This is a genomic window from Rhodococcus sp. A14, assembly GCF_011603105.1.
Classification (GTDB): Bacteria; Actinomycetota; Actinomycetes; order Mycobacteriales; family Mycobacteriaceae; genus Rhodococcus_F; species Rhodococcus_F opacus.
This window is the reverse complement of sequence record NZ_JAAOQS010000083.1, coordinates 20,815-41,094: the sequence shown is the minus strand read 5'-3', so window position 1 is coordinate 41,094 and position 20,280 is coordinate 20,815. Positions and strand designations below refer to the sequence as shown.

The following is a 20,280-nucleotide window of genomic DNA, read 5'->3' as shown; positions in this document are numbered from 1 at the left end:
AGATCTCCACCGTCTAATTCGTCGGCAGCGTCAAAAGTGTATAAGAGACAGGCCCCGATCCCGCCATGGTGGACACCAACAGGTCGGCGCGGTTTCCACCGGCCAGCACGAACTCCTGGACCGGGCGCGGCTCGGTGAAGCGGCCCGAGTCCAGGCCGAGCAGTCGCAGCTGTTGCCCGTCCAACCGAAGGCGTAGGTACCGGCTGACGCAGGCGTTGACGATGCGCCACCGTTCGAGCGTGCCCGGGGCGGCGGTCATCGTCGGACGGAGCTGGCCGTTGACCAACACAAGATTGCCCTCCCGGCCGACCATCCGGTCCATTATCGAGGCGGGCGCGATCCGTCCGGCATTGTCGAGGGTCAGATCGGAGATCACCAGCACCCGCTCCCGGGTGACGGGCACCGGATCGATGTCGTCGATGATGATGGCTCCATACAGGCCACCGAAGATCTGGTCGGCGACCAGGTGGTGGTGGTGCGGGTGGTACCAGTACACCCCGGACGGATGAGTGTCGGGCAGCCGGTATTCGTAGTCGAAGTCCTGGCCCGGCTCGATCCGCAGGAACGGGTTGTCGCCGTTGCCCGCAGGGGAGACGTGCAGCCCGTGCAGGTGCAGGTTGGTCGGCTCGGACAAGCGGTTGCGCAGCGTCACCCGGATCCGGTCGCCGGGCCGCACGCGCAAGGTGGGGCCGGGCAGGCCGCCGTTGAACCCGAGGACCCGCGCCCGGCCCCCGGCGACCGGAAGGTCCCCCTCGGCCGCCGTCAGCGCGAGCGCGAGTTCCCCGCCGCTGCTCGCGAGCACGCTCGGTTCGGACAGTTCCGCACCGACCGCCGCGTCGAATCGGGCGCCTCGGCTGCCCTGCCAAGCCAATCCGAGCCCGCCCGCGAGCACGCCGGCCAGGCCCAGGCCGCCGAGTTGCAGTGCGCGGCGGCGGCTGATCGGTTCCATCAATCGCCGCCGTCGAGCATGCGCCGCCGGTCACCGAACTCCTCGGCGTCGATGTCGCCCCGGGCGAAACGTTCGTCGAGGATCTCGCGGGCCCGGGCCCGGGCCTGCCCGGCCGGCGGCGCGGGGTGTCGGCCGGTGCGGCCAGTGAGGTGGCTGTCCGGTCGAGATGTTGCGCGATACGTCAGCAGTCCTCCCGCCACCATGAGCAGCAGAAGCCCGACCACCAGCAGTGCACCGAACACCCACACCCAGCCGGCTATGCCCCCACCGCAGTCGCCGTAACGCATCTGCCGCCTCACCTCCGTCCGGGGGAGACCCGATGCTGTCGCCCCGCCACTTCCCATAATACGCCGGGGGGTATAAGTGTGTGCCTTCTCGGACCACCGTCACCAGCGCGGCAGCGTCGCCGCACCCGGCAGGCCCCCGCGTGCACACGGGACGGTGGTCACCGGTGTATGCCTGGCCGTCGTGCACGAGGTCGCGGTCGCCAGAGTTGCTTCCAGCGTTGGCCGAACCGATTCCACGGGTAGGTATGGCAGTGGACGCCGGTCTTCCAGAATCGGTCAGCGCCCCGTGATATTCGAATGCCTATGTCGTGCTGGTGATGTCGGTGTCCTTTGCGTTGTCGTAGTCGTCGTTGATCAGCACGGTGGTGCGGTCGGGTCGGTCGATCATCGAGGCGGCGACGGAGGCGCGGTAGCCGGAGGCGCAGTGCACCCAGATTTCCCCGTCGGGGAGGGTCCCCTGGCGGTCGGAGAGTTCGTGGAGCGGGATGTTGATCGCTCCGTCGATGTGGCTGCTGTCGTATTCGTTGCGTTGGCGGACGTCGAGGACTGCGATGTCCTTCTCGCGCAGTGCCTCTGTGAGGGCGGCGAAGTCGGCGACCCGGTAGGAGCGCAGTGCGGTGCCGGCGACGAGGGTGTGGATTTCACCGATCGCGGAGCCGTCGAGGTCGTCGATGCCGATGCGGACCAGTTCGCGGCGGGCGTCGGCGACCTGGTCTTCGTTTTCGCCGATCAGGGTCAGGGGTGCACCCCACTGGTAGAGCCAGCCGAGGTAGGTGACGAACGAGTCCGACAGCTCGAAGCCGAGGGTGCCGCCGAGGTGGCCGGCGGCGAAGGCGGTGCGCTCCCGCAGGTCCACGACCCATTCGCCGGCCTCGATGCGGCGGCGGAGCTCGTCCGGGTCGACGGGTGCGGGCAGAGACAGGTCGACCGGGGCCGGTCCTCGGGTGTTGATCACGCCCATGTGGGCGTAGTAGGCGGGATACTCGGACAGACCGGCGATCAGTTCGTCGACGTAGCTTTGCTCGTCTTGGGTCAGGGCGGGGTTGGTGGTGAGTTGTTCGCCGACGGTGGAGGAGTCCCCGCTCGCGGGGGTGGCGGCGCAGAAGCTGCCGAATCCGTGGGTGGGGTAGATCTTGGTGTCGGCGGGGAGCTCGTCCGCCAAGCGGCGCACCGAGTGGTACTGGGCGTGGGTCAGTTCCCGGGTGTGGGCCTTGCCGAGGAGGTCGGTGCGGCCGGTGGTGCCGAAGAGCATCGATCCACCGGTGAAGACTGCGTGGGGGGTGCCGGCGGTGTCACGGAGGACGTAGCTGACGTGGTGGTGGGTGTGGCCGGGGGTGTGCATGACCTGCAATTGGATCGGTCCGGCGTCGATGACGTCGCCGTCACCGACGGCGCGCCGCTGGTAGCCGACGTCGTCGCCGGTGGGGACGGCGTATTCGGCGCCGACGGTGCGGGCCAGCTCGAGGCCACCGGTGACGTAGTCGTTGTGGATGTGGGTCTCGAGGACGTGGGTGATCCGCACGCCGCGGTCGTGGGCGAGAGTTAAGACCCGGTCGATGTCGCGTTGCGGGTCGACGACGACGCCGACGGCGCCGTCGCTGACCAGGTAACTGCGGTCGCCCAGGCTCGAGGTCTCGATGATCGATACGTCCATGACTCGTACCTTCCTCACATATTCTCTGGTGTTCGCTTGCCCGGGAGGGCTTAGGTGAAACGGTGTGGTGCCGGCCGCCCGCGGCATCAGCGCAGCAAGATCGTGTCGATCAGCACGTAGGCGGCGACGGCGAAGACGAGGTAGGCGAACCACCGCTGCAGCCGGTCGGTGTCGACCTTGGTGCCGAAATGACCGGCGATCAGGGACCCGGCGATCGCGGTGCCGGCGAACGCGACGGTGATCGCCCAGTCGATGCTCGCGCCGCTCAGGTGCGAGACCAGACCGGCCGCCGAGTTCGCGACGATGATGACCAGCGAGGTGCCGACCGCGACCGACATGTCCAGACCGAGCATCAGCACCAGGGCGGGGATGATCAAGAATCCGCCGCCGACACCGAACAGGCCGGTCAGAAATCCCACCGCGATCCCGGCGGGGATGGATCGGGGGGCGCAGCGGCGCCAGTCGATCCCCGAGTCCCCGACCTCGCAGGCGGTGCCGGTGTCGCCTCGGTCCATCAGCATCCGGATCCCGGCGACGACCATCACGGCAGCGAAACCGATCAGGACCACCGATTGCGGTAGCAGGCGCCCGATCGCGCTGCCGGCGAAGGTGGCGGGAATGCCGCAGGCGGCGAATACCCCGGCCATGCGCCAATTCACTTGGTGCTCGCGAATTTTCGGGACGGCTCCGGCGAGGGAGGCGACACCGATCACGAGCAGGGAGATCGGAATGGCCTGTTCGAGGTCGAGACCGAGGCCGAAGACCAGCGCGGGGACGGCCAGGATCGACCCGCCGCCGCCGAGGAGTCCGAGCAGGACGCCGATGATCGCTCCGAGGGCGAGCGCGACGGTCAGAGTCACCGATCCTCCTTTCCGTCAACGGGAATGGGCGGGTGCGGTGTCAGTCCTTCGATGCGCCCGCGCCCAAGGAGTCGATGGCGGCCTGCAATGCGGCGGTGGCGTCGTCGGCGACGGCTCCGAGCCCGGGTTGGTCGGCGACTTGGACCATCACCTGTGGGTTCATCGCGTCGATCAGCACCGTGCCCGGATCGGCGGGGTCGGCGCGCACGACGACGTTGCACGGCAGGAGCAGCCCGATCTGCCGGTCCACGGTGACCGCACGGTGCGCGAGCGGCGGATTGCAGGCACCGAGGATCAGGTAGTCCTCCATGTCTTCACCGAGTTTCGCCTTCAGGGTGGCCTTCATGTCGATCTCGGTGAGGACCCCGAAACCCTGCTCGGCCAGGGCTTTGCGGGTGCGGTCCACCGCGTCGGCGAACGAGGTGTGCAGGGTGGTCGACAGTGCGAGTGTCATGAGCGTGTCTGCCTTTCTCTCGGCGACCTGGGATCAGGTCGGGCATACTGCGGTGCGCCGGGACACACACCGAGGCGGTGGAGCAGCGGGTTCGCGGGCTGCGAACCCGGTGACCAGCAGCCACCGCGACGGAAAGACCAGTGCCAGTGCGATTCCCGCGAGCACCACCGTTCCGGCGAGGAGCGGCACGATCCTTTCGATGGTTCAGCCGCACCGACGGGTCGCGTCGGTCATGGTCACCTTTCGTCGACGGCGAACGGAGGTGGTGGCCGGACCGAGCCTCAGGCGAGGGCGAGGAACAGCTTCTCGAGTTCGGCCTCGGTCATCGGTTCCCTGCCGTCCTCGGGCTCGCCGGTGAGGCATTCCCGTAGCCCGGTGGCCACGATCTTGAACCCGGCGCGATCCAGGGCGCGGGAGACCGCGGCGAGCTGGGTGACGACGTCCTTGCAGTCGCGTCCCTGCTCGATCATCGAGATCACCCCGGCGAGCTGCCCGTGGGCCCGGCGGAGCCGGTTGAGTACCAATGCAATGCTGTCTTCGTCGCCGACCATCATGGTTCCTTTCCTGAGACCTAATCACAGTATACCCCCCGGGGTACCAAGGTGGGGTGGGTGCATTGTGTAATGCCCCACCCCACCCGCGGCCACGGTCCCGACGCTCAGTGGGAGAAGCTGATCTTCGGCAAGACCTTGCGCAGCCAGGCCGGTGACCACCAGGCAGCGTGCCCGGTCAGGCGCAGCAGCACCGGCAGCAGGATCAGCCGGATCAGCACCGCGTCGAGGAGCACGGCGACCCCGAGGATGATGCCCATCTCCTTCGGGGGCAACGGGTCGGCGAGGGCGAAGGTGAAGAACACGGCGACCATCACCGCGGCGGCGGCGAAGATCACCCGACCGGAATGCGCCAGACCGTCGACGTGCGCGACCTTCGGATCCGCGGAACGTTCGTAGTGTCCCTTCGCGGTGGCCAGCAGGAACACGGTGTAATCCATGGCAATCGCGAAGATCATCGCGAAGAAGAACACCGGCCCCCACCCGTCCAGGAACCCCTGGGGGGTGAAGCCGAGCAGGCTCGCACCGTGACCGTCCTGGAAGACCAGCTTCGCGACCCCGAACGCGGCCGCAGTGGAGAGCAGGCTGACCACCGTGCCGAGGATCGCGATCAACGGGGCCTGCAACGCCACCAGCAGCAGCACGAACCCCAGGATCAAGATGATGCCCACGATCAGCGGGAAATAATCGTTCAGCGCCTGCTGCAGGTCCAGATTCTCCGCGGGCGCCCCGCCGACCAACGCGCCTGGGGGCAGATCCGCGCGCAGGGTGTCGAGGATGGTGCCCATTCGTGCGTCGGAGGGATCGACGGTGGGCATGGCCTGCAGCATCACGTAGCCACTACCGTCCGGTGCGGGCTGCGGCGGGGTCACCATGGCGATTCCGTCGGTTGCGGCGGCTGTCGTCCCGGTTTCCGTACCCTCCGCGGTGGGGGCGATGATCTGCAACATCCCCGGTGCCCCCTCGCCCATCTGGCCCTGAACGAGTTCGTAGCCCTGCCGGACCGGGGCATCGGTGGGCACCACTTCGATCGAGGGCATCGCGACCTTCAGCCCGAGCACGGGGACCGACAGCGCGATGAGCACGAGCAGCGAACCGATCGCGAACGGCCACGGGTGGCGATGTAGCAGCTCGCCCCAGGCGGCGAACCGCGGCGAGCGGTGCTGCTGCCTCTTCGCCCAGGGCAGCGAGCCGGCGTTGACCTTGCCGCCGAGCGTGCCCAGCACGGCGGGCAGCAACGTCAGGGTGGCCAGCAGGACGAAGAACACCGCCAGCATGATCCCGACGGCCATCGTGCGCACCGCCGGTGCCGGCACCAACAGCACAGCGGACAGGCTCACGAGCACGGTCAGCCCGGACAGGGCTACCGCCTTGCCCGCGGTGTCCATCGTCTCGGCCACCGCCGATCGTGGGTCACCACCGTTCTTCACCGCGTCCCGGAAGCGGGAGACGACGAACAGGGCGTAGTCGATGCCGAGGGCGAGGGCGAACATCATCGCGAAGTTCATCGCCCACACCGAGATCGGGGTGATCTCGTTGAGCAACACCAGCCCGCCTGCCGAGGCGACGAGCCCGGCCAGGGTCAACAGCAGTGGCAGCCCGGCGGCGGTGAGGGATCCGAACGCGAGCACCATGATCGCCAATGTCACCGGCCAGGAGAACAATTCGGCCTGAATCATCGCGTCGTGGTTGGCCTTGTTGAAGTCGCTCCACAGCGCGGACGCCCCGGTCGGGTACACCTCGATCCCGTCGCCGGACAGTGCCGTCAGCTCCGCCTTGTGCACGTCGACGGCCTTGACCATGTCGTCGGTGCTCGCGTTCGCGCCCGCAATGAGAATGCCGGTGTGCCCGTCCGGGCTGATCGACATTCCCGGCTGCGGCGTGATCACCGCCCCGAACCGGGCATCGCCTGCGAAGACGGCGCCGACCTCGCGGAGGGTCTGTTGAACCCGCGGGCTGTCGACGGTCTGGGAGTCCGAGTGCACGACCACCTGCACCGCCGCCGAGGAGTTACCGCCGAAGTGCTGCTCGGCGAGTTGACGCACCTGCACCGACTCCGAGCCGTTGGCCTGCCACCCGGCACCGGCCAGCGAGCCGAACACCGACGGCGCCGCCGCACCGAGCGCGACCAGCATGATCAACCACACCCCGAACACCATTTTGGTATGGGTGGCCATCGCCACGCCCATTCGGCCCAGCACCCCACTCTCGGCGGTGGTCGTGGTCGTGGGCTGGTCGCCGTCGACGGTGGTACTGCGGGTCATCTGCGGTCTCCTTGACGATCTGAGAGGAACAATCTGGTCGATACAGGGGCGGGGCGATCAGCGGTGGGCACATGAGCCGCCATCACCGGTGTCGAGGAGCCGGCCCGCCGCGGCCCACCCGGAGGTGCCCCCGGCCACCGACACCGCGGGCCGTCCGACAGTCATGAGGATTCGTGCCCCCTGCACGCTCCGGTTCCCGGACGCACAGATCACGTACTCCACCGCGCCGGCCGGGATCTCCGTTACCCGGTCGCCAAGCTGTCCCAACGGCAGCAACTGCGCGCCGGGCACGTGCGCATTCCGGTATTCCCACGGCTCTCGAACGTCGACGACGGGCGCTCCCGCCGCCCACGCGTCGGCGAATTCACCGATCTCGATTTCACGCATGACACACCCTTCATACCCTAGGGGGTATTGAACATGGTCGACTATGTTACCCATGGGGGTATTTATGCAATCCTTCGGGTGGCGGGCGCCGGCGACGTTGGTGCGCATCGCTGGCGCATACCGGGTTCCCTGATCGCCGGCGCGAGTGCGGGCTCCTCGGTTACCCGCGGCAGCAGCCCGATCTGCCGGTTGGGCTTGACCGCTCGATCCGCGGGCGGGGAGTTACAGGTGCCGAGGGTGGCATTGCGTGCCGTCCTCTCGCCGAGCTTCGCCGGCGCGCCGTCCTGCATGTCGATCTCGGTGCGGCCGAATCCCTGCTCCGCCGACGAAGCCTGGTTCTCGTCGACGGCACCCTCGAGTGCACGGTTGCCGGCAGTCGAGGTGGCGAGGGGCTGTCGGCAGGGCGGGTGGGTCGTGCGGTCAGCGGCCGAAGAGTGTGCTGAAGAATCCGGATTTCGCCGGGGGAGCGGCATTGTTCTCGCAGGTGCATTTCTGGGATTCGGGCACGGCCTTCATGACACCGTCGACGTGTGCACCGCAGCCTCCCCACGTTGTCTTTCCGCAGCCGGGGCACGTAACTGGATAACACATGGTGGGTTCCTCCTCGGAATGCCGGTGATCGTAACGAAACAAACTATACCCCTAGGGGTATCTATGGGCGGGAGATGTGCGGATGACCACACCTGTCCTGTGCCGGTTTCTTCCCGCCTCGGCATCGACAGTCATTGAGCAGCAACGGATCCGGGTCGCGGCGGTTCCGGTCGGATTCGCGGTGGCGCACAGTGCCTCAGGATGCCCAGCCGCCTGGTGGGCGCTCGGCAGGAATCGCTGTGATTCCAGCTATCGTCCGGGCGGATTGTCCTCGTGGCCAGGTTCCTGATCGGCGTGGAACTCGTTGAACGCGGCGAATGCTCGGGGTCCGTACACGGTGGCGGGCCCACCGTTCATCAGAATCGCGACGCCGATTGCCTCCGCTGCTTCCTGTGGTGTGCTGCCGTGCTCGGCGGCGCCGCGCGCGTGTGCGGCGATGCAGCCATCGCATTGCTTGCTCACGGCGATCGCGAGGGCGATCAGTTCTTTGGTCTTGGCGTCCAAAGCCCCGGGTGCCAGGGCGGCTTCGTGCAGTTGCCCGTAACCGGCGTAGACCTGCGGGATCGTGTGGCGCAGTGCCCGGGCGGGCCCCCGAAGTTCCTGTTGGACGGCCTTGCCGTAGTCCATGCTCTACCTCCGATTATTGGTGCTTGCGTTCGGTATCGATCTCATCGGCTCGAGGTCCGGCACGGGACGGGATCGAAAGTACCACCGGGACGGTGCAATCGGCGTGGACGAAACTGCCGTCGTCATCGAAGTGCCTCTTCTCCGGCGGGGCACCAGGTTCCTGCTCTTGTCAGGGTGGCAGGGGACCACGGACCGCGCCAGGGCCGTTGGTCCCCGGGAGCGACCGGGGGCATCGCCCGGCAGGAGGCTCCTCCCAGCGACGGCCACCGATCGGGGAACCAGATCGCCGCGTCGGCTCGCGCACCGTCATCGGGTCTGCTCGCCGGAGAGTTCGGCGGTGACGTGTGGGACGGGTATGGGCGGCACCTCACTGATCGGGTCGGTGCTGTTGAGGGGCCCGGGAATGAGACCGCTATGCCTGCCCCGCTGCGGCAGGTTGTTGTGCGAGCGTGGCGTGAACTGCGGCCATGTCGAGCGCCTTGATCTGGGAGATCAACTCCTCGAGGGCCGCGGGCGGCAAAGCTCCAGGTTGCGAATACACGAGCACCCCGTCGCGGAATGCCATGATCGTCGGGATCGAGCGGATTCCCGCGGCCGCGGCGATGTGCTGCTCGGCTTCGGTGTCGACCTTGGCGTGCACGATATCGGGGTGTTTGCGGGACGACTGTTCGAAGGTGGGCGCGAAGGCCCGGCACGGGCCGCACCACGACGCCCAGAAGTCGACGAGCACGATGGCGTTGTCGGTGATCGTGGATGCGAAGTCCGTGTGGGTGAGGTTTTTGGTGGTCATGAGGGATCCTTTCCGTGGGGGTGTTTGTCGAGGGAGCGTCAGGCCGACACCTGCTGTGCGGCCCATGCGTTGTAGCCGCCGACGAGATCGCTGACCCGCTCGATACCGCGGGCGCGGAGCAGCGATGCGGCGACGCTCGAACGCCATCCACCGGCACAGTGCACCACGATCGGCTTGCCAGTCGGCAGCTCTTCGGCTCGGGACAGCAACTGCGCCAACGGAACCGGGATCGCACCGGGGATGACGCCGGAGTCGCGTTCGCCGGGGTTGCGGATGTCGACCAGGGTGATCGCATCGTCGGCGCGCAGCCGGTCGAGTTCGGTGACGGTGGTGCGCGGCGCCGTCTGGACGAGGTCGGCGAGTGCGGTGGGGAGGACGCCGTCGGTGTGGGTGCCCAGGTAGCCGATCACGTTGTCCGAGCCGATCCGGGCCAGGCGCATCGCCGCGTCCTGTTCCTCGCCCGGGTAGGTGATCAGCACGATCGCCTCGCCGACCTCGGCGACCATGCCGCCGGTTTCGGCGAACCGGCCGTCGAAGCCGACGTTGACCGCACCGCGCAAGTGTCCGGCGGCGAAGTCGTCGACGGTGCGGGCATCGAGCACCCGGGTGCCGGCGGCGAGTTCGGCGCGCACCCGGTCCGCGGACAGTTCCGGGATCCGACGGTGCTGGTCGAGCGCCGGGTGGGTGGACTTGTTCAGGGCCGCGTCCACCGAGAAGTACGCCGGTACCGCGGGCTGGCCGTCGGTGATCAACGCGACGAATGCGTCCTCGCTCATCGGCTGAGCCGACGCGTTGGTGCGCCGTTGTTCCCCGATGGTCGAGGTGAGCTCCGCGGACAGGTTCTTGCCACAGGAGGAGCCGGCGCCGTGCGCGGGCATCACTGTCACGCCGTCGGGCAGGGCCAGTAGCGTGTCGTGCACCGTGTGGTACATCGCGCGGGCCAGGTCCGTGGTGGAGCCGTCGCCGAGGTTGACCAGGTCGGGCCGACCGACATCGCCGATGAACAGCGAATCCCCGGTCAGGACCGCGGTCGGGGTGGCGTCCGCGGGTTCCCGGACCAGGACGCTGATCGATTCCCAGGTGTGGCCGGGGGTGGAGAGGATTTCGAGGTCGACTCGCCCGAGGGAAATGTGCTCGCCGTGCGCGAGGCGACGGATCGGGTAGTCGGTCTCGGCGGCCTCGCCGAAGCCGATCCAGGCGCCGGTGGCCTCGACCAATTCGAGGTGCCCGGAGACGAAGTCGGCGTGGAAGTGGGTGTTGATCACCCCGTCGATGGTCAGCCCGTACGTGCGGGCGTCGTCGAGGTACTCGGTGATGTCGCGGCGCGGGTCGACCACGACGGCTCGCCCGGTGGATTCGTCTCCGATCAGGTACGAGGCGTGGGACAGGCACTCGATGTAGTACTGCTCGAGAATCATCGTGGTCTCCTCCGAAGTTGGCAGGATCTTTCTCCTTGTCAACAAGACTGCCACATACCCCATGGGGTATGCAAGTACCCCGGGGGGTATATGGCAGGCTCTTGGCGAAATGCCCCCGCCGGTATCAATCGGCCAGTGGCCACGACAAGGAAGTCGATGCCTGCGTCCGGCATGGGCGTCCGGCGCGCCGGTGGTGGTCGTGCGCGAAGGCTACGGGTCCGTGCGGGCCCATGTACCGGGTGTGCGGCTGATGCCGCTGGGGGAGGTGACTTCCTGGTCTCACCGAGGGCCGGCGGGGGAGATGGTGTGCGTGTATCCGGGGGCGCAGCCTGGTCGCGCACCGATCTCACCGGCGCGGCGCGGCGTGCGGTTGGGCCGCTTGTCCCGACGTCCCGCGGGGTCAGCCGCGGATGGCGCCGTCCAATGCTGCGTGGTCGGCCAGATCCTCGGCCAGGAACTCTCGGAGCAGGTCCACTGCTTGCACAATCTTTTGGCTGCGTAGCGAGTAGAAGACGTTGTTCTTGACGCGGCGCGTCGTCACGATGCCGCGCTCACGCAGGATGGTCAGATGCTGGCTGGCGTTGGACTGGCTGATGCCGGTTGCCTCGCAGAGTTCTCCGACGCTCAGTTCACGGTCGCGAAGTTCGTTGATGATGAGAAGGCGCTTGGGGTCGGCAATGGCTTTGCAGACCCTGGCGTGGAGTTCTTGTAGTTGTGCCGCGATGTCTTGGTCCATCACCCCTCCAAACCGGGCCTCGGAAGCTGATTATAGGTGCGGCCCGCGTGCCTGTTCGGTCAGGCGTCGGTGAGGAGCAGCAGCGCAAGGGCGGACACCGCGAGGACGACGGCACCGGCTGCGATGAGGCGTACGAGGCCGGGGGCCGGCGGCGGCTCACCGGCTCCCACCTTGTTCACGATCCGCACATACCGCTGTTCCGACAGCACGAGTAGCAGCAGCGCGGCCGACAGGCCGGCGAGTCCTGGAACAGCCGCCGGGAGATTGCCTGCGGCGAGGTGTAGCAGCAACGCCGACACGCCGCCGACGCCGAGGGCGGTCCGCTGCCATGCCATGGCTGTCCGCTCGGCCTGCAGGCCGACGTCGACGGCCGGTTCCTTCCTGCGACGATGCGGCAGCAGCCGACCGGTCAGCATCGGCTGCGACCCTCAGGTCTCGACCAGGTCGACTACGGTCAGCACCAGCGCCGCCAGGGCTCCCAGTGCGAGCATCGCGGCCACCAGCCTCGGCATCGGCGAGTAGGGCAGCTGTTCGCCGAGCCGCATGGCGCGTTCGTTGCGTTCCCAGTGGGTGTAGGACACGGCGCTGAGCGCGCCGCCGAGGCTGATCAGCACGAAGCCCAGTCCGTGGCGGATCGCCGTGGGGCCGGGGACGAACTGGACGACGGCGACCCCGGCTGCCATCAGGGCCAGTGCGGTGCGGACCCAGGCCAGGAAGGTGCGTTCGTTGGCGAGGGTGAACCGGTAGTCGGGATGCTCGCCGACCTCGTGCAGTGGGGTTTTCCCGGGGCGTGCCGGCCGGCGGGGAGAGCTGGTCACGATGTCGCCGTCAGTGAGGTGGATGCCGCGCACTGATTGCGTCCGACGTCGAGGACCTCGATCTCGTCGTCCCCTGGGGTGATCTGTCCGGCGTTCACGCGGCGGATCGTGTCGTAGGCCTGCGGCGCTGCGGGTAGGGAACTGACGATCTGCTCGACGAACCGTTCGATGGCCCGCTCGTTGAGCAAGGTGGCGGTGAAGACCTCTTCGAGGGTGGTGGTGACGAGCCCGTCGGCGTTGATCTCTTCGCTGGTGGACCAGTGCGCCGGGGCAATGATCGTGCGTGGATCGAGAGGTCGAAGCCGCTCGTGCACGCTGCGGAAGAGATCGCGGGCGAGTTCCTCGGCCTGACCGGTCAGGTCGGGCCGTCCGAGCCCGCGAACGAAGACGGTGTCCCCCACGAGCAGTACCGTCTCGCTGACCAACAGCGCGGTGGTGCCGGGGGTATGTCCCGGCAGGTGCATCGTCATGGCGCGGACCATGGCGGAGCCGAGGTCGAGCTGGTCGCCGTCTTTGAGGGGCCGGTTGGGAAACGGAACGATGCCACCGGCGTCCTCCGGCGGCAGGTGGTACTCGGCGCCGAGCCGGGCGGCCACGGCGGGGCCACCGCTGATGTGGTCGGCATGGACGTGGGTGTCCACGACGTGTGTGACGGCCATGTCGTTAACCTGTGCGAGTTCCAGGTAGGGCTCGGGTGACCGGGTGGGGTCGACGATGACGGCGTTGCCGCCGGGAACTCCGACGAGGTAGGACAGGCACGCCTTCGCGGGTCGCTGGAACTGCCACACCCGCACGTCCCCGGGCAATCCGGTGATCTCGACGGGGACGAGAAGCCGGTTCCAGGCGTCGGTTCCGCCCGCCAGGGAGCGGGTGCGCACTCCGAGGGCCTCGAACTCTTCGGCGACCAGTTCGGAGCCGTTTCCCTGCCCGCAGACGATCACCGCACCCTCGCGGGTGGCGGCGGCCTGCTCCGCGAGTTCTTCCATCACCCGGTACACCGGGACGTGGCGGGTGGGGACGGGCCGCGGGCCTTCCACCTTGCCGGCCCGGAAGTCGTCGGTGCTGCGGACGTCGAGGATCTCGGTGACGGTGCCGGCCTGGATCTCGCGAAACAGTTCCGTCGAGGTGATGGTGTCAGCCACGTGTCCTCCCAAGGTGCACGGATGTCGGGTGGTCTTCCACGTATTCGATACGACGCGAAGAGGCATCTTGCAGTATGCGCATATACGAATGTAGTGTTTTGGATCACAGTTAGCAATGTCTGCGCGAAGGCCCTCACGAGGTCTCCTGGGCAGCCAGCCGAGAAAGGGGCCGGCGCATGTCCGACAGCCCGCAGCACGATGACGATGTCATCCCGGAGAGCATGACGATCGTGGCCTGGAGTGGTGACCTGGACAAGATGTGGCCGACGCTGATCCTGGGGTCGACCGGTGCCGCGTACGGCATGTCCACCACGATTTTCTTCACGTTCTGGGGGCTCTTCCCGCTGGTGCGTGACGACGTCAGGATCACCGGCACCAACGCGATGACCAAGGCACTGGCAGGGATGAACCGGCCGGGGATGAGCCACATGAAGCTGTCCAAACTTCACATGGCCGGCGCCGGTCCATGGATGTTGAAGAAGCTGGCGCGGGGCCAGAATGTGGCCCTTCCGACGGACCTGGTGCAGATGTGCACCGAGCTGGGCGTGAACCTGTGGCCGTGCGAGATGAGCATGGAGTTGCTCGGCCTGCGCCGCGACCAGCTCATCGACGGTGTCGGCGAGCCCGTCGGTGCCGCCACCGCGCTGTCCGCGATGAGCAAGTCCCAGATCAACCTCTTCATCTGACCCGCCGCATTCAGGGAGCCCGCCGTGAATTATCAGATCGACGTCACCATCGACGCCAAGGGCCAGAAGTGCCCGATGCCGGTGCTCCTCGCCTCGCGTGCGGCCCGGAAACTCGAGTCCGGGCAGATCTTGCTCGTCGAGGCCACCGACGGTGGGTCGAGGACCGACATCCCGTCGTGGGCGAAGGACACCGGGAACGAACTGCTGGAGCGCACCAGCGAGGACGGCGTCTACCGCTACATCATCCGGAAGAAGTGAGGTCGGTGCGCTACGGCTTCGCCATCGACCAACGCACCTGCATCGGCTGTCACGCGTGCACGGTGGCGTGTAAGACCGAGCACGAGGTGCCGGTCGGGCAGTTCCGCACCTGGGTGAAGTACGTCGACACCGGCGAGTTCCCGGACACCACCCGCTCCTTCGGGGTGATGCGCTGCAACCACTGCACCGACGCCCCGTGCGTGAAGATCTGCCCCACTCAGGCACTGTTCAAGCGCGACGACGGCATCGTCGACTTCGACAACGAGCGCTGCATCGGCTGCAAGAGCTGCATGCAGGCCTGCCCCTACGACGCCCTCTACATCGACGACAACACCCACACCGCAGCCAAATGCAACCTGTGCGCGCATCGGATCGACAACGACATGGAGCCCGCCTGCGTGGTGGTCTGCCCCACTCACTCGATCTGGGTCGGCGACCTCGACGACCCGACGAGCGGCATCGCCCGCTTGATCGGTACCCACGAGACCACGGTGCGCTCCCCGGAGCAGAACACCGGGCCCAACGTCTTCTACCTCGGCGCCGACCACGCTGTCCTCGACCCGCTGGCCGCACCGGTCGCCGACACCTACCTGTGGGCGAAACCGGACGCGCAGCGCCTCGCGACCGCCGCCGATCTGCCCGGCGACCCCACCACCCGGGCGCGCACCACGCTGAACACCGCGCACCCCCGGCCGTGGGGGTGGCGGGTGACGACCTACCTGTGGACCAAGGCCGTGGCCGCCGGCGCGCTGGCCATCGCCGGGCTGGCCCACATCCTCGGCGTCGACCTGGGCTGGCTCGGCGCTTACGGCGCCCCCGCCGTCGCCCTGCTCGGCGCCGCCGCCACCGGGGCCCTGCTGATCTGGGACCTCAAGCGGCCCGAGCGGTTCCTCTACATCTTCCTCGAGTCCAACTGGACCTCATGGCTCGTCTGGGGCGCCTACGCCCTGGCCGCCTTCGCCGGCGGTGCGGTCCTGTGGATCCTCGCCGCCCTCCTCGAGATCGGCTGGGCCCAGACCGTGCTGGCCTGGCTCGCCATCCCATTCGGCGCGCTCGTCGCCGGCTACACCGGCTTCCTCTTCGGGCAGGCCGAGGGCCGCGACCTGTGGCAGTCGCCGCTGCTGTTCTGGCACCTGCTCGTGCAGGCTGGAATGGTCGGCTCCGGGGCCCTCCTCGTCATGGCACCGTTCGAGGACCTCTCCAGTGGTGCAATCGCTTTCCTCACGCGCGCGTTCGTGCTCTCGACGGGCCTGCACCTGATGATGCTGGGCATCGAGTACTCCAGCAGGCACGCCAGCCGCCAGGCGTCCGTGGCCGCGCACATCATCACGCACGGCCGCTACGCGCGACTGTTCTGGCTGGGAGCCATCGCCCCCGCGGTGCTGGCGGCCGCGCTGGCCGCGCCCGCGTGGACCGGGTCCGGCAGTGCCGTGCTCCTCGTCCTCGCGGGCCTGCTGGCCCAGGTCGCTCTCCTCGACTACGAGACGGCCTTCGTCCGGGCGGGCCAGGACCCGCCGCTCTCGTGAACGAACGACCACGCCGAAGGGACCAGCCATGACTGCCGAGACGGACCGCACACCGGCCTCGCCGGCGATGCCGGGCGAACGCACGCACGAACGGCTGCGGAACTTCCCGCCGGTCGAGAACTGGGACCACCACGTCGAATACGACGCCAAGGCGCACCCGCGCAAGGTGCCACACGAGTACATGCTGGTGCCCACCACGTGCTTCAACTGCGAGTCGGCCTGCGGACTGCTCGCCTACGTGGACAAGTCCGACATGTCCATCAAGAGGGTGGAGGGCAACCCCGCCCACCCGGGCTCGCGAGGGCGCAACTGCGCCAAGGGTCCCGCGACGATCAACCAGGTCAACGACCCCGAGCGGATCCTGCACCCGCTCAAGCGCGTCGGCACGCGCGGCAGCGGCCGGTGGGATCGGGTCAGCTGGGACGACGCGCTCGACGACATCGCGGCCCGGATCCGGGCCGCCATCGTCGAGGACCGCAGGGACGAGGTCATGTACCACGTCGGGCGGCCCGGCGAGGACGGCTTCGCCGAACGGTTCCTGCTGGCGTGGGGCGTAGACGGGCACAACAGCCACACCAACATCTGTTCCGCCGGCGCGCGGCTCGGCTACTCGCTCTGGGGCGGCTACGACCGGCCCTCGCCGGACTATGCGAACGCGAAGGTGATCCTGCTGATTTCGAGTCATCTCGAGGCCGGGCACTACTTCAACCCGCACGCGCAACGGATCATGGAGGGCAAGATCGAGGGCGGAGCCACGGTCGTCGTGCTCGATCCGCGGCTGTCGAACACGGCCTCCCACGCCGACCTCTGGATTGCCCCGTGGCCAGGAAGCGAGGCCGCGATCCTGCTGGCCGTCGCGGCGTACCTGCTCCGAACCGGCCAGATCGACCGGGCATTCATCCGCCGCTGGGTGAACTGGTCGACGTACATGACACGCCGCCACCCCGAGCACCCTGCCGACGACTTCGACCAGTTCATCCGCGCGTTGACCGAGGACTACGCCGGATACACCTTCGCCTACGCGGCGCAGGAGGCGCAGGTGCCCGAGGAGCAGATTGCCGAGCTAGCCCGGATCGTCGCCACCGCCGGTACAGCACTGTCGGCACACGTCTGGCGCGCCGCGGCGTCCGGCAACCTCGGCGGGTGGCAGGTGTCGCGGGCCCTGTTCTTCCTCAACGTGCTCACCGGCAGCGTCGGCACCAAGGGCGGCACCAGCCCCAACGGCTGGGACAAGATCATCGCCCACGGCCCCAACGTCCCCGAGGGACACCAGTCGTGGAACGAGATGATCTGGCCGGCGGAGTTCCCACTGTCGACCAACGAGATGTCGATCCTGCTGCCTCACCTGCTCGAGGACGGCCGCGGGAAGCTGTCGATGTACTTCTCCCGCGTCTACAACCCGGTGTGGACCAACCCCGACGGCTTCAGCTGGCTGAAGGCCCTGACCGACGAACAGCTCGTCGGCTGCCACGTCGCACTCACCCCGACGTGGTCGGAGACGGCGACGTTCGCGGACTACGTCCTGCCGATGGGGCACAGCACCGAACGGCACGACACCCAGTCCTACGAGCAGTACGCCGGCAAGTGGCTCGGATTCCGCCAGCCGGTCACCCGGGTGGCCATGGAGAAGATGGGCCGGCTCGTGTCCGACTCCCGTGAATCCAACCCGGGGGAGGTGTGGGAGGAGAACGAATTCTGGTTCGAGCTGTCCTGGCGCATCGACCCCGACGGCAGCCTCGGCATCCGGAAGTACTTCGAGTCGCCGTACCGGCCGGGCGAGAAGGTCACCGTCGACGAGTACTACCGCTGGGTCTTCGAAAACAGCGTGCCCGGCCTGCCACAAGCTGCCGCCAACCAGGGGCTGACCCCCTTGCAATACATGCGAAAGTACGGCGTGTTCGAGGTCGCCAAGGATGCCTATCGACTCGACGAGCGGCCACTGTCGGACGCCGAAACCGAAGGGGCGACCCCGGACGGCAACGGTGTGCTCCGCAAACCCGTCACCCTCGATTCGACCCCGCCGCTGGTCGGGGAGGCGGGTGCGGTGGGAGTCGTCCACGCGGACGGCAGCAGGACCGCCGGCTGGCTCACGCCGTCGCGCAAACTCGAGCTGTTCAGCGACACCATGGTCGACTTCGGGTGGGAGGAGTACGCCACACCCGGCTACATCGAGTCCCACGTCAGCTACCGCTCGATCGACCAGGCCAACAACGAGATTGTGCTGATGCCGACCTTCCGGCTCCCGACCCTGGTCCACACGCGATCAGGTAATGCCAAGTACCTCAACGAGATCAGCAACACCCATCCCCTGTGGATGAACAGCGTGGACGCCGGGCGCTTCGGGGTCGGCACGGGCGATCTGGTCCGGGTCAACACCGAGATCGGCTACTTCGTGGCCCGCGTCTGGTCCACCGAGGCGATCCGCCCCGGCGTCATGGGGCTCTCCCACCACATGGGCCGGTGGCGCACGTCCGAGAACGCGGGATCCCGGTGGGTGATGGGCCTGGTCGACCTCGGCAACGACGGCAACGGGGTGTGGAGGCTGCGCTACAAGGAAGGGGTGAAGCCGTTCCACAGTGACGACCCGGACAGCGACCGGATCTACTGGGACGACCCCGGCGTGCACCAGAACCTCGCATTCGCCGTGCATCCCGACCCGGTCTCGGGCATGCACTGCTGGCACCAGAAGGTGCGCGTCGAGAGAGCCCACGTGGACGACCGGTACGGCGATGTGGTGGTGGACACCCAGCGGTCCCGTGAGGTGTACCGCGCCTGGATGGACAACACCCGTCCCGGACCGAGCCGGTCCGGGCTGCGCCGTCCAGAGTTCATGATGCGCCCGGTCAAACCCCGCCGACGCGCCTTTCGATCGCCCGATGCGGAGGAGCGACCATGAGCCTGTTGTCGCGGAGGCGTGCCGACGCGAAGGTCGATCCGGCCGACGTGCGCACCGCGTTGGCACGCGTCGAGGATCCCGAGCTGCACCTGCCCCTCGAGGAGGCCGGGATGCTTGGCGAGGTGGAAGTTGACCGCTCCGGCGTCGCGCGGGTGACTGTCCGACTCACGACGCCCTCATGCCCACTGAAGGAGACCCTCACCACCGACGTCACCGCGGCAGTCCGCGCCATCGCCGGCGTCTCCGGCGTCGAGGTCGCCTTCGCGGCGATGGGCGAGGGCGAGCGTATGCGGCTCGCCGCACGCCTTCGCGGCGCCGGGCCACGGGGCGCCAACTCGTTCGGACTGGGTTCGGCAACCCAGGTGTATGCCGTGGCCTCCGGCAAGGGTGGCGTGGGTAAGTCCACGATCACGGCCAACCTTGCGGTGGCCCTGGTCCGGCAGGGGAAACGGGTCGGCATTCTCGACGCCGACGTCTGGGGATACTCCATCCCGCACCTGTTCGGGGTGCGCCGAGCGCCGGTCGCGCTGAAGGGACTGATGCTGCCCGTCGAGGCCTTCGGGGTCGCGTTGATGTCGGTGGGGTTCTTCGTCCGGGACGACGAGCCGGTCGTCTGGCGTGGCCCGATGCTGCACAAGGCGATCGAGCAGTTCTTGGACGATGTGTACTGGGGTGAACTCGATGTTCTGCTCATCGACCTCCCACCCGGCACCGGCGACGTGACGCTCTCGCTGCTCGAGCTCGTGCCCGACGCAGCGCTCATCGTCGTCACCACACCGCAGCCGGCGGCCCAGACCGTCGCCCAGCGGGTCGGCCGGATGGCCCGCGACTCACGGATGCCGGTCGCCGGCGTCGTGGAGAACATGTCCGCGATGATCTGCTCGTCGTGCCACGAGAGCACCCCGCTGTTCGGCGCCGGAGGTGGTCAGCGTCTCGCCGAGGCCATCGCCGCACCGCTCCTGGGGCAGGTGCCACTCGACATCGAACTGCGCGAGGCGGGCGATGCCGGGGTCCCGGCGATGATCGCGGCCCCGCAAGCCGCCTCCGTCACACAGATCCGGCAGATCGCGACATCCCTGCCGATCCTGCGGCGAAGTCTCGTCGGCCGGTCCCTCCCGTTGACCGTCCCGCACGGCGGACACCCCGACTGACGACCCAGTGCACGATCTCGCCCCCCGAAAACCGGTGGACGATAGTTGTGCGCCACGGCGGAGAGGTCCCGCAGCCAGAAGACCGCCCAGGCACGACGCCCGGTATCGGACCTCACGGGCATCAGCACGAACAGCGGATCGCGTGAGCGACACGCGCTGTATGCCAACGCAATGGTTGGCATCGACCGAGCACACGCGCTCCGGTCCGGCGACTGGTGCGCCCGCCGAAAACGCA

The 20,280-nt window shown here is 68.0% G+C and carries 20 protein-coding genes; 5 read left to right on the top strand and 15 right to left on the bottom strand.

The window, feature by feature from the left end:
- Positions 1-13 precede the first annotated feature (13 nt).
- The 15 genes from G9373_RS32400 to G9373_RS32325 form a co-directional block, all read right to left on the bottom strand.
- Positions 14-949 (bottom strand): multicopper oxidase domain-containing protein, encoded by a 936-nt coding sequence (locus G9373_RS32400; protein WP_240960869.1) that lies wholly within the window; start codon positions 947-949, stop codon positions 14-16.
- A complete protein-coding gene (locus G9373_RS32395) occupies positions 949-1,236 on the bottom strand; it encodes a hypothetical protein (RefSeq protein ID WP_167118867.1) in 288 nt (95 codons plus the stop codon). Before G9373_RS32395 ends, G9373_RS32400 begins: the two co-directional genes overlap by 1 nt.
- 301 nt (positions 1,237-1,537) lie before the next feature.
- The gene (locus G9373_RS32390) at positions 1,538-2,890 is read right to left on the bottom strand and encodes an MBL fold metallo-hydrolase (protein ID WP_120659583.1); all 1,353 of its coding nucleotides are present in this window, start codon (positions 2,888-2,890) and stop codon (positions 1,538-1,540) included.
- A gap of 86 nt (positions 2,891-2,976) precedes the next feature.
- Positions 2,977-3,750, bottom strand: a complete 774-nt coding sequence (locus G9373_RS32385) for a sulfite exporter TauE/SafE family protein (RefSeq protein WP_120659582.1) — start codon at positions 3,748-3,750, stop codon at positions 2,977-2,979.
- Between the two features lie 40 nt (positions 3,751-3,790).
- Complete coding sequence (locus G9373_RS32380; protein ID WP_005571935.1) at positions 3,791-4,204, bottom strand: DUF302 domain-containing protein; 414 nt, start codon at positions 4,202-4,204, stop codon at positions 3,791-3,793.
- A gap of 281 nt (positions 4,205-4,485) precedes the next feature.
- Positions 4,486-4,755, bottom strand: a complete 270-nt coding sequence (locus G9373_RS32375) for a metal-sensitive transcriptional regulator (protein WP_005571934.1) — start codon at positions 4,753-4,755, stop codon at positions 4,486-4,488.
- A 107-nt stretch (positions 4,756-4,862) separates the two neighbouring features.
- Positions 4,863-7,019, bottom strand: a complete 2,157-nt coding sequence (locus tag G9373_RS32370) for an MMPL family transporter (protein ID WP_120659580.1) — start codon at positions 7,017-7,019, stop codon at positions 4,863-4,865.
- Between the two features lie 57 nt (positions 7,020-7,076).
- A complete protein-coding gene (locus G9373_RS32365) occupies positions 7,077-7,406 on the bottom strand; it encodes a rhodanese-like domain-containing protein (protein WP_054247917.1) in 330 nt (109 codons plus the stop codon).
- An 840-nt stretch (positions 7,407-8,246) separates the two neighbouring features.
- On the bottom strand, positions 8,247-8,624 hold the full coding sequence (locus tag G9373_RS32355; RefSeq protein WP_120659578.1) for a carboxymuconolactone decarboxylase family protein: 378 nt from the start codon (positions 8,622-8,624) through the stop codon (positions 8,247-8,249).
- 412 nt (positions 8,625-9,036) lie between these two features.
- A complete protein-coding gene (gene trxA, locus G9373_RS32350; protein ID WP_005571929.1) occupies positions 9,037-9,414 on the bottom strand; it encodes a thioredoxin in 378 nt (125 codons plus the stop codon).
- A 38-nt stretch (positions 9,415-9,452) separates the two neighbouring features.
- Complete coding sequence (locus tag G9373_RS32345) at positions 9,453-10,832, bottom strand: MBL fold metallo-hydrolase (protein ID WP_167118864.1); 1,380 nt, start codon at positions 10,830-10,832, stop codon at positions 9,453-9,455.
- A 400-nt stretch (positions 10,833-11,232) separates the two neighbouring features.
- On the bottom strand, positions 11,233-11,568 hold the full coding sequence (locus tag G9373_RS32340) for a metalloregulator ArsR/SmtB family transcription factor (protein WP_005257448.1): 336 nt from the start codon (positions 11,566-11,568) through the stop codon (positions 11,233-11,235).
- Positions 11,569-11,627: 59 nt separating this feature from the next.
- Complete coding sequence (locus tag G9373_RS32335; protein ID WP_005571925.1) at positions 11,628-11,984, bottom strand: DUF202 domain-containing protein; 357 nt, start codon at positions 11,982-11,984, stop codon at positions 11,628-11,630.
- Positions 11,985-11,996: 12 nt separating this feature from the next.
- Positions 11,997-12,419 (bottom strand): DUF202 domain-containing protein, encoded by a 423-nt coding sequence (locus tag G9373_RS32330; protein ID WP_005257444.1) that lies wholly within the window; start codon positions 12,417-12,419, stop codon positions 11,997-11,999.
- Complete coding sequence (locus G9373_RS32325) at positions 12,383-13,528, bottom strand: MBL fold metallo-hydrolase (RefSeq protein ID WP_120659576.1); 1,146 nt, start codon at positions 13,526-13,528, stop codon at positions 12,383-12,385. The genes G9373_RS32330 and G9373_RS32325 overlap by 37 nt, the downstream gene beginning before the upstream one ends.
- 176 nt (positions 13,529-13,704) lie before the next feature.
- On the opposite strand from G9373_RS32325, the gene G9373_RS32320 reads away from it, so the two are divergent.
- The 5 genes from G9373_RS32320 to G9373_RS32300 are packed head-to-tail and all read left to right on the top strand — an operon-like array spanning position 13,705 to position 20,045.
- Positions 13,705-14,214, top strand: coding sequence for a DsrE/DsrF/DrsH-like family protein (locus tag G9373_RS32320; protein ID WP_005257442.1), 510 nt, complete (start codon positions 13,705-13,707; stop codon positions 14,212-14,214).
- A 24-nt stretch (positions 14,215-14,238) separates the two neighbouring features.
- Positions 14,239-14,472, top strand: a complete 234-nt coding sequence (locus tag G9373_RS32315; protein WP_005571921.1) for a sulfurtransferase TusA family protein — start codon at positions 14,239-14,241, stop codon at positions 14,470-14,472.
- 5 nt (positions 14,473-14,477) lie between these two features.
- Entirely contained in the window at positions 14,478-15,998 is a 1,521-nt protein-coding gene (locus G9373_RS32310; protein WP_043792821.1) for a 4Fe-4S dicluster domain-containing protein, read from the top strand.
- A gap of 28 nt (positions 15,999-16,026) precedes the next feature.
- Positions 16,027-18,894, top strand: a complete 2,868-nt coding sequence (locus tag G9373_RS32305; RefSeq protein ID WP_167118861.1) for a molybdopterin-dependent oxidoreductase — start codon at positions 16,027-16,029, stop codon at positions 18,892-18,894.
- Entirely contained in the window at positions 18,891-20,045 is a 1,155-nt protein-coding gene (locus G9373_RS32300) for an Mrp/NBP35 family ATP-binding protein (protein ID WP_005571918.1), read from the top strand. The genes G9373_RS32305 and G9373_RS32300 overlap by 4 nt, the downstream gene beginning before the upstream one ends.
- Positions 20,046-20,280 lie beyond the last annotated feature (235 nt).